The organism is Bacillus sp. JJ1474, assembly GCF_036965225.1.
GTDB lineage: Bacteria > Bacillota > Bacilli > Bacillales > Cytobacillaceae > Cytobacillus.
In genome coordinates, this window is record NZ_JBALPC010000289.1 from 1 (window position 1) to 372 (window position 372).

A 372-nucleotide genomic window follows, 5' to 3' on the forward strand; every position below is an offset into this window, starting at 1 on the left:
ATAATATTAATAGGAGCGTAATAACAGAAAATGCAAAAAGAAAAGAGTGAATTTTCTGGTAAAAAGAGAGCAAATGCAGGGGATGCTATCCTTTTTGAAAGAAGAAGTAATACATATAAAGGTAGAGTGTTTCTTGTTCGGACTAATAGTGTATTAGTCGAAATTTCAAGTAAGGATGCAAAAGCTTTAGGATACGAAATGCCAAATACAGTTGTTCGGCATGGGAAATATACTCTAGTGTGAGTTTGAAAATCAAATTTTTATCTAATTAGTTTATACTTAAAATAGAAAAAAAGAAGAAATTATGATATGTTTTTTATTGCTACATGTATATAAAAATTGAGGTGTATAAAAATGAATAAAACAGAATTA

1 protein-coding gene is annotated in these 372 nt (G+C 27.7%); it reads left to right on the top strand.

The window, feature by feature from the left end; translation table 11 throughout:
- Window positions 1–30 precede the first annotated feature (30 nt).
- Window positions 31–243, top strand: a complete 213-nt coding sequence (locus tag V7164_RS24680) for a DUF2187 family protein (RefSeq protein WP_335348125.1) — start codon at window positions 31–33, stop codon at window positions 241–243.
- Window positions 244–372 lie beyond the last annotated feature (129 nt).